The 7,493-nt window shown below is 67.2% G+C and carries 10 protein-coding genes and 1 pseudogene; 6 read left to right on the top strand and 5 right to left on the bottom strand.

The genetic code is table 11. The annotated features are described in order from the left end of the window. Nucleotides 1-277 precede the first annotated feature (277 nt). From HET64_RS33960 to HET64_RS39395, 3 genes and pseudogenes are all read left to right on the top strand, one after another. Nucleotides 278-589, top strand: coding sequence for a hypothetical protein (locus HET64_RS33960; RefSeq protein WP_215111103.1), 312 nt, complete (start codon nt 278-280; stop codon nt 587-589). Nucleotides 590-620: 31 nt separating this feature from the next. Beyond that, nucleotides 621-1,126 (top strand): annotated as a pseudogene (locus HET64_RS33965) (IS5 family transposase); the annotation flags it as partial. A 445-nt stretch (nt 1,127-1,571) separates the two neighbouring features. Further along, nucleotides 1,572-1,739: a hypothetical protein gene (locus HET64_RS39395; RefSeq protein WP_251146262.1), complete on the top strand. Its 168-nt coding sequence runs from the start codon at nt 1,572-1,574 to the stop codon at nt 1,737-1,739. A 14-nt stretch (nt 1,740-1,753) separates the two neighbouring features. Here the strand turns inward: HET64_RS39395 and HET64_RS33975 are convergent, their stop codons facing one another. After that, nucleotides 1,754-2,809: a protein kinase family protein gene (locus tag HET64_RS33975; protein WP_215111105.1), complete on the bottom strand. Its 1,056-nt coding sequence runs from the start codon at nt 2,807-2,809 to the stop codon at nt 1,754-1,756. 152 nt (nt 2,810-2,961) lie between these two features. On the opposite strand from HET64_RS33975, the gene HET64_RS39400 reads away from it, so the two are divergent. Both HET64_RS39400 and HET64_RS33985 read left to right on the top strand, forming a co-directional pair. After that, entirely contained in the window at nt 2,962-4,185 is a 1,224-nt protein-coding gene (locus HET64_RS39400) for a transposase family protein (protein ID WP_308370423.1), read from the top strand. Next, nucleotides 4,142-4,612 (top strand): hypothetical protein, encoded by a 471-nt coding sequence (locus tag HET64_RS33985; protein ID WP_215111106.1) that lies wholly within the window; start codon nt 4,142-4,144, stop codon nt 4,610-4,612. The genes HET64_RS39400 and HET64_RS33985 overlap by 44 nt, the downstream gene beginning before the upstream one ends. A gap of 181 nt (nt 4,613-4,793) precedes the next feature. On the opposite strand, the gene HET64_RS33990 is transcribed toward HET64_RS33985, so the two are convergent. From HET64_RS33990 to HET64_RS34000, 3 genes are all read right to left on the bottom strand, one after another. Beyond that, nucleotides 4,794-5,168 (bottom strand): hypothetical protein, encoded by a 375-nt coding sequence (locus HET64_RS33990; RefSeq protein WP_215111107.1) that lies wholly within the window; start codon nt 5,166-5,168, stop codon nt 4,794-4,796. A 101-nt stretch (nt 5,169-5,269) separates the two neighbouring features. Beyond that, nucleotides 5,270-6,001, bottom strand: a complete 732-nt coding sequence (locus HET64_RS33995) for a restriction endonuclease (RefSeq protein ID WP_251146260.1) — start codon at nt 5,999-6,001, stop codon at nt 5,270-5,272. Nucleotides 6,002-6,017: 16 nt separating this feature from the next. Continuing rightward, a complete protein-coding gene (locus HET64_RS34000; protein WP_030595027.1) occupies nt 6,018-6,227 on the bottom strand; it encodes a hypothetical protein in 210 nt (69 codons plus the stop codon). A 165-nt stretch (nt 6,228-6,392) separates the two neighbouring features. Here HET64_RS34000 and HET64_RS34005 point away from each other — a divergent pair, with 165 nt between their 5' ends. Beyond that, nucleotides 6,393-6,632 carry a hypothetical protein gene (locus HET64_RS34005; protein ID WP_215111108.1) on the top strand — a complete coding sequence of 80 codons (240 nt, stop codon included), beginning with the start codon at nt 6,393-6,395 and terminating at the stop codon, nt 6,630-6,632. Between the two features lie 400 nt (nt 6,633-7,032). Here the strand turns inward: HET64_RS34005 and HET64_RS34010 are convergent, their stop codons facing one another. After that, a complete protein-coding gene (locus HET64_RS34010; protein ID WP_215111109.1) occupies nt 7,033-7,281 on the bottom strand; it encodes a hypothetical protein in 249 nt (82 codons plus the stop codon). Nucleotides 7,282-7,493: the final 212 nt, after the last annotated feature.

Consider the following 7,493-nt stretch of genomic DNA (forward strand, 5'->3'; position numbering starts at 1 on the left):
CCCCCGGGCGTCCTCGCCCCACCCCCATCCAGGCCGCAACCACCTGGACCAGCAGCTGGTAATGGGGGCACCAGGCCGCCCCGGCGGCACAGAGTATGGCGGAGCAGGCGCCGGGCACTCTGCGATCGGCCCCAGGCTCGGGCTCGGGCAGCGCACGGGCCCGCCGGACGACGTCCTCACCGAGACACTGGGCACCCTTGCGAGGATCACCGCTCAGCTAGGCCGTTTCTTACGGATCACTGCACGAGAGCCGAGTTGTCGGTGGTGTGATGACTTCATGCAACCCGAGCACTGTGTGACCCGGAACCACATCGAGGTCTGGCATGAACGTGTGCTGCCGTCCGGGCCAGAGCGGATCAGATTCGGGGCAGTGCTGCGCGGCTCGCTCCTGCCGATCGTGGTCTGGGCTGGAGTCGCGTGCTTCGTGTATTTCGTCTACAACCAGCTCGTAGCAACGGTCCTGGGCGGGCTCTTCGCGTTGTCGTTCACCGTGGGCTTCGGGCTGCGCCGCAGGGCGAAGCACTCAGTTCGCTGCAGTGTCTACGGTGCGCTGGGTGGAGTGCTCGATAAGTCCATGGCTGGGTTCTGAGGCGTTGCGGCGTAGGCGGCCCCTCGTTGTATTGAGCGTGTTGACCCACGCCCAGTGGGCCAGGATCGAGCCCTTGTTGCCGGACCGGACTCCTCGCCGAGGAGGAAGATGGCGTGATCACCGGCAGGTGATCGACGCGATCGCATGGAAGTACCGGACTGGATCTCCGTGGATGGATCTGCCTGCGGAGTTCGGCTCGTGGAAAGGTGCCTACAGCCGTCTGCGAAACTGGGCGATCGATGGGACATGGGAGCGAGTGTTCACGACGCTGCTGGCCCAGGCGGACTCCGATGAGGACCTGAGCTGGGTGGTATCTGTCGACTCGACCGTCGTTCGGGCACATCAACATGCGGCTGGAGCCCGCAAAAGGGGGCTCCAGCCGACGAGCCCGCGGACCACGCCATCGGCCGCTCCCGAGGCGGGCTGACCACGAAAATTCACCTCGCCGCCGACGGCAACTGCCGGCCGCTGGCTTTCGTACTTACGGCCGGACAGGCCGGCGACGCGCCCGCCTTCACCGAAGTGATGACACGACTGAGCCTCCGCCAACTTGAAGTCGCAGGTCAGCGGTCTGGTGTGACCGGGCTTCGCAGTGCTCACGCTGGTCGTGGGCGGCTGTCTGCGGAGTAGATCATCTGACGGAGCCGGACGTTTCGCTGGTTTCTGCTCGCTGGGGTCAGGCGGCCATTTACGATCCGTGCATGGATCCCGAGCTGCTGGAACGGATCACCGCGCGACGCGCGGAACTGGACCAACTCGAAGAACGGCTGGCCAAGCAGCTGACGGAGGTACGGGCCGAGCGCGACGAACTCGCTGTCGCCGAACGGGTCCTTGAGCGGGTGAGCGAACAGATCGCTGATGAGCGCGTCTCAGCCTCACCGGTGCCCGCGCAGGTGGGCAACCGGGCGATCATGCTGATCCCACACCGCACCTCCGATGTGGAGGAGAGCCCCCGCCGGATTACCAGCGCATCCTCGCCACCGTGCGGCAGGCCGCGGGACCGGTCATGGCTCGGCAGGTCGGCGAGTTGCTGGGAATGGACGTCAGCGTCCGGGCCAGGCTGGAACCGCTGCGCGGGAAGCTGGTCAGACTCGTCGACCGCGGCTGGCTGCGGAAGCTACCCGACGGCCGGTTCGCCACCCGCCTGTGACCGGGTGCAGGTGATCACGTACTTCGCTCCATCCGACAGATCGTTATCAGCGGATGGGGAGCTGCTCGGCTCTCCTGCTGAAACTCGCGATAGAAGTTGCCCATCACCGCGGCGACCGGTGCGTATCGGACAAGGAGGGACGCGATTGACACGGGAACCCCCTGCGGTTGCATCCCTTGGGCGCACGTATTCACAAACGCCTTGCGTTCTTCCGGCGTGTACCCGTAGAGAGCGACGGCCAGCCAGTTCACCAGGTGGGTGACGGCGTAGCACTGGTCGTAGGTGCGGTGCTGGTCGAAGAAGTCGGCCTCGTCCCGTGTGAGGTCGAAGCGTGAGGAGATCGCGAGGCCGTAGTCGGTGAAGAAGAGCCGGTGGCCGTCGGTGAGGATGTTCTCGAAGTGGGCGTCGAAGTGCAGAAGCCCGCGGTCGTTCATGAACGCGATTCCGGCTTTCAGCTCGTCGTCGACCATGCGGCAGGCACGCTCGGCCGCCTCGTCGCCGGCCCCGGTCTGGACGCCCAGCCAGTCGTGCAGGTTCTGCGGGATGTACTCCAGGAACAGCACGAGGCTTGCCGTGGACTGCCGGAGAGCTTCGATCCGTTGGCGTAGCGCTGGTTCGCCTCCCCAGTAGGCGACAGCTCGGTCCACATCGGCCAGTTCCTCGGGAAGCGGCTGACCGGAATCCGGGATCACCCGCCAGTGGTACATCAGGGGAAAGCCCTCGTGGTCTCCGGCGATCACCCAGTTCGTCGTCATGGTGTGCGCGGCCAGTTCCCGCCAGGCCCCGAACCCCGGGGCGCCAATGGTACCGATGCCGTAGTGGCAGAAGCTCGGGAGTCCGAACAAATTCGCGGTGGAGTGAACATGCTCCGGCCGTCGCTCCAGGTCGGTCAGCCGTACCTGCTTGACGAAGACCTGGCTTCCCTCGACCTCCAGCAGAACCGTCTTCCCGCCGATGCCTGACCCCAGCGGTGCGCCGGCGTCGACGAACTTGCGCAGACTGTGGTCACTGCGCAGCGCCAGCGATGTGGAAGCGGCGCCGTGGGCGGCCAGACGAGCATCGCGGGACATATCGGGGCCCTTCAATCACGCCTCCACAATCGTGCCCCGCTCTTGTTCAACGGCTTCGGCAGACACCGGGACGCGGCCAAAGGTCACTCTCCCACGTCGGGGCCGGCGAGATGTGGCGTAACTGGAAGCCCTCCGGATGCCGTTGAGGCTGTGTGGCGAAAACCGAAGAGCCTGCCGACAAATGCTGCGCACTCACTTACCAGTGCCGTCTGACGCTGTCCACGCGCACCGTCAACGACCTTGCCGACCTGCTACGGCGTCATCTGAAGACAATTCGGTCCCGGTGGCGGATCCTGCCGCCCGGGAAGATCGCGGTTATCGTCCTGGCCGTGCTGCGTCACGACCAGCGCCTGGCCGACATGGCCAGCGGAAACGGCGTGTCCGAGTCCACGGTTCGGCGCTGGCGGGACGAGCTGATCGGGCTGCTCGCCGCCCAGGCCCCGCGCCTGGACCGCGCCCTGATGAAGATCGCCAGGCAGGGCGGGGAGGTGGTCCTGATCGACGGCGCCCTCATCCGCACCAGACGCCGCACCGGCAAGGCCGACCGGCGGAACTACTCCGGCAAGCACCGAACTCATGGCCTGTACTTCCTCGCCCTGACCGACGAGAACGGGCGCCTGATCTGGATATCCGCCGCGTGGCCTGGCCGCACCCACGACAACACCGCCGCCCGCCACGACCACATCCTGGCCCACCTGCGCGCCGCCGGCCTCGGAGCGCTGGCCGACCTCGGCTTCCGCGGCCGGGACAACGACATCCTCGACCCCGCGATCGTCACCGGCTACGCCGCCAGCCGCACCCACAAACTCGCTACTGGCGAGAAGGAAGCCAACCGCGTCCTCGCCGTCGGACGCGCGCCGGTCGAGCACGGCTTCGCCCACCTCAAGAACTGGCGGATCCTCACCAAGCTCCGCACCGACCCCGACCGCGCCACCCAGCTCCTGCGAGCCCTGCTCGTCTTGACGAACCTCGAAGTCAACCCGCTGACGGATGATCTTAATCGTAGACTTCCGCCCACGACCAGCATGAGTACCCCAGGGACCGGTCACACCAGTCCGTTGACCTGCGACTTCAAGTTGATGGAGGCTCAAGGGACCGCATCCGCGACAGCTCGGCGGTCGTGTCCGCCGGCGCACCCGGCTGGTTCTTGGTGGGCGTCACCGTGTTCGCTTCGTCGATCGGAAGTTGTGGGCGGGCCTGGACGGGGGTGGCCTCGCAGGCGAGTGGGCGCTCTACACGCCTGGACAGATCACAGCTACGGCCTCCGCAGTCTTCGGCCAGCTCGAAGGGGTGCTAGCCAACTTGCATGCCCTCATGGCTACCCTCGATCGAATGGAGGCTCGCCGGGAGACGGCCTTCACGGACGCCGCGCGTGACCGGCTGCGGCATGTGGCTGCCGCTGTCGATTTCGCCTGCGGCTTCGTCCCCGGGGTGATCAGCGAGCTCGAGGAGCTCCCCCAACTCGTCGAACTACCTGCCGACGCGCACGAGCTCCTTGCCTCTGTCGCCGACCTGCTCGGTCCGGACGCCGAGTTCCGGGCCTTCCACGAACCCAACGCCTATCAGGAAGACGACAGCGGGTTCGGCTGCGGCTGCGAAGTCCTGATTACGCACGACGGCGAGGTCTGGAACCTGCACCGCGGAGACTCAACCTGGTCCATGGTCCGTGAGAGCGAAGGGAAGCAGCAACCGGACGGCAGCACCACCTTCAGCTCATGGATCGACCTCGATCCCACTCCCACCACTAGCCACCCTCACCACCTAGCCGCAGAAATCCGCAAGGTACTCGCCGCTGTGACCTGACCTGCCCCTCCGTGTAGCTGAGAGAAGCCGTCACCGTGTCTTGCTCATCCGGGCCAGCCGGGCTGGTCTCGGGTCGCGGTGTTACGCGGTGTATCAAGGAGCAGAGCGGTGACCAATGACCTGGGTTGGAGGGGATGCTCAGCAGGTCTTATCCGGTTAGCGCAAGCGCTTCCAGGACGCCTCACGGTGTGAGGGAAGGCGTTAGCGACGGCTCGTACTCAACGACAGTGACGGTTTCGCCGTTCACGACTTTCCGCAGAGCAACAGGGAACGGGTCCGCGAAGTCGAGACCGATGGAGAGCAAGTCACCGCGGAGACATGCAATGTGGTTCCTGACGTTCTGGCGGCGCCGGTCCTCTGAGTATCGGCAGCGGACTTGGGGTGCGGAAGGACCAGGAATGACAGCGCTCGGGGAGACACTGAGCACCTGATCTTCGAGACCAACGCTCAGACGAAAACCGCGCTCGCTGATGGACTTGCTCCAGGATGAATCTTCGAGGGCGTCGACGGTGTGTCGGAGCGCGGCGTAGGCACGGCGGTGCTTGACGCGGTTCATAGGCACATGTCTTACCAGCTCTTTGGCAGTCGGTGGTGGAACCCGATACCGACATCCGCGGAAACCCTGCAGGCCGCCGCAGTACCACTCTGTCGACTGGGCTACCGGCCTTTGCGAGGCGGTGGAATCTTCGGGAGAAGCTCCCACAAGGGGCGCCCGCCGCTGGCCCAGGTCGCCAGGGTGCGCCGGTCGGCGAGGTGCATGTGCAGCTGCGTAGCGAGGGGTGCGCAGCGGGTGGAGAAGCGGCCGTTGGTGACGACCAGAACGACGTCGGCGCCGTAGAGCTGGCGGGCGGTGCCGTTGACGCGCTGGAGGTCGGGGGTGCCGACCGGGGAGCCGCGGTCTCCGTCGCGGCGGTGCTTTACCTGGATGACCCAGGAGCGGCCCAGCGGGTCGGTGGCCAGGACGTCGGCGCCGTTGTCGCCCGCCCCGCCGATCTGCCGGGCGTCGGTGCACCCGTCGCGGAGCATGAGGTCGCGGATCGCGTACTCGAAGTCGCGGTGGTGCAGGGCGTCCAGCTGCGGGAGCCCGTAGCGCAGCGCTTGCTGCCGTACCCGGTCCCATGCCTGCTGCTGGCGGTACCGGTGGACCCACACCGTCCCGCCGACGGCGGCGAGTGCTCCGAGTACGACCAGGGCCCACCAGTTCACCAGCAGCCAGGAGATCACCGCCCAGACCAGGGCGAGGCCGGCGGCAGCACCGAAGCCGAGAAGGAGCAGCTGGTTGTCGCGGTGCTGCTGTCGGCGCGAGCGGCGGCGCCGCAACGGGGTGCTGCGGCGTGCGGGGCGGCGTGCCGCGGGCCTGCGGCGGGGCGGTGGGCGGCGGTTGGCCATCGGGCGCGCTCCGGTTTCAGCGGGAGGAGTCGGTGACGCCGGAGGCGAGCTGGCCCAGGAAGTCGCCGATGCCCTCCCCCAGCGGGGTCGGGGCGATGACGACGCCGAGAGCGAGCACGATGATCACGGTCAGCTTCTCATCGTTCCTGCTCCGGGACTCCGTGCGCCGGCGTAGCCGCAGCAGGACGATGACGGCGAGCAGCACTCCTACGTTGATGGTCAGCATCCCGCCCCGCCCCTGGATCACCCTCGGTCTCGTTCCGACCCCCCTATGTATCCGCAACCTGCACCGTTGTGCCTGGCAGTTGCCGGATGATGACGCAAAGCGACCGGTTGGCCGGATCCGTCGCGAGGGGAGTTGTCCTCGGGGATGCCCTATAGGCTCGCCGCCATGAGCGACGATCTTCACCAGCAACTGACCGACTACGACCGGGCGGTGGGCATCGCCGGATCCACCTACCCGGAGATCTCCCGTGACGAGCGCGGGGCCCGCGAGCTCGCGGGACGCCAGCTGGATCTGCACGCCCCCAGCAGCCGGACGTCCCCGACCTGCCAGGGATGTGACGGCGGCCCGTGGCCCTGTTCCACTGTCCAGGGCGCGATCAAGTACGCCGACCCCCGGTACAACTGACACCTGGCTTCCAGGCCAAGGGCCGCACCCCCGCCGGTAGCCCCGCTCATGCCGACGCCGCGCCCCCGGAGAAGGGGCGCGGCGTCGGTTGTTCAGGAGGCGGTGACGCCCCATCCGGGGTCCCGGTCCTGCCGGGCGGTACGCGAGTTCAACATGGTGGTCATGCCCAGCAGAGTGCGTGCGGACTCTCTGCAAGGGCACCCGTCTGCGTTCGCTCTCGAACGCCTGCACTGAAATCCGGTGGCGCATACGCTCGCTCGTAGACCGCACCGACATGGAGTGTGTGGAGTAGGGCTGGTGCCTTACAGGCTTGGTCCTGGGATGGAGTACGACCGGTCCGCGGCGGCCCCGGCAGTCCACGTGACCGCCGGGGCTTTTCCGTGGGCGTACCCGCGTGTTCTCACGCCGTACGGTCCAGCCGCTGCGGCGCGGCCATCGCCCGGCTGATCGTGGTCAGCCCCGCGCGTTCGGCGGCGAGGCGGTGCAGGGCGGCCTGTGCCCGGGATGCGTCGCTGGGGCGCACCTGTTGCTGGGTGGCCGCTTTGGCTTGGCGCTCCTCGATGGCCTGGCGGCTGTCGGCGAAGTGCTCCTCCTGTTCCCGGTGCTGCTGTTCGTCGTGGGTGCGGTGGTGGGCGCGTGCAGCGGGCATCCGGAGCGGCGCCCGTTCCTCATCGCTTATGAAGTTTCGGAGGGTTGGCAGCCGTCGGAGGGCTGCAGCGTTATCCAGTCGAGCGTGCAGTCACACAGCCCGTGTGCGGCTTCGGGTGGAGGATTGGGTGTGTCGGTGGCCTGTCCCAATGATTCGTCCATCCAGTCCCCTGAGTGGCGGGGCAGTTCTTCGGGCCGGGGTCTGGGGAGGAA

Origin of the sequence: Streptomyces sp. McG3, assembly GCF_018619185.1 — a bacterium.
GTDB lineage: Bacteria > Actinomycetota > Actinomycetes > Streptomycetales > Streptomycetaceae > Streptomyces.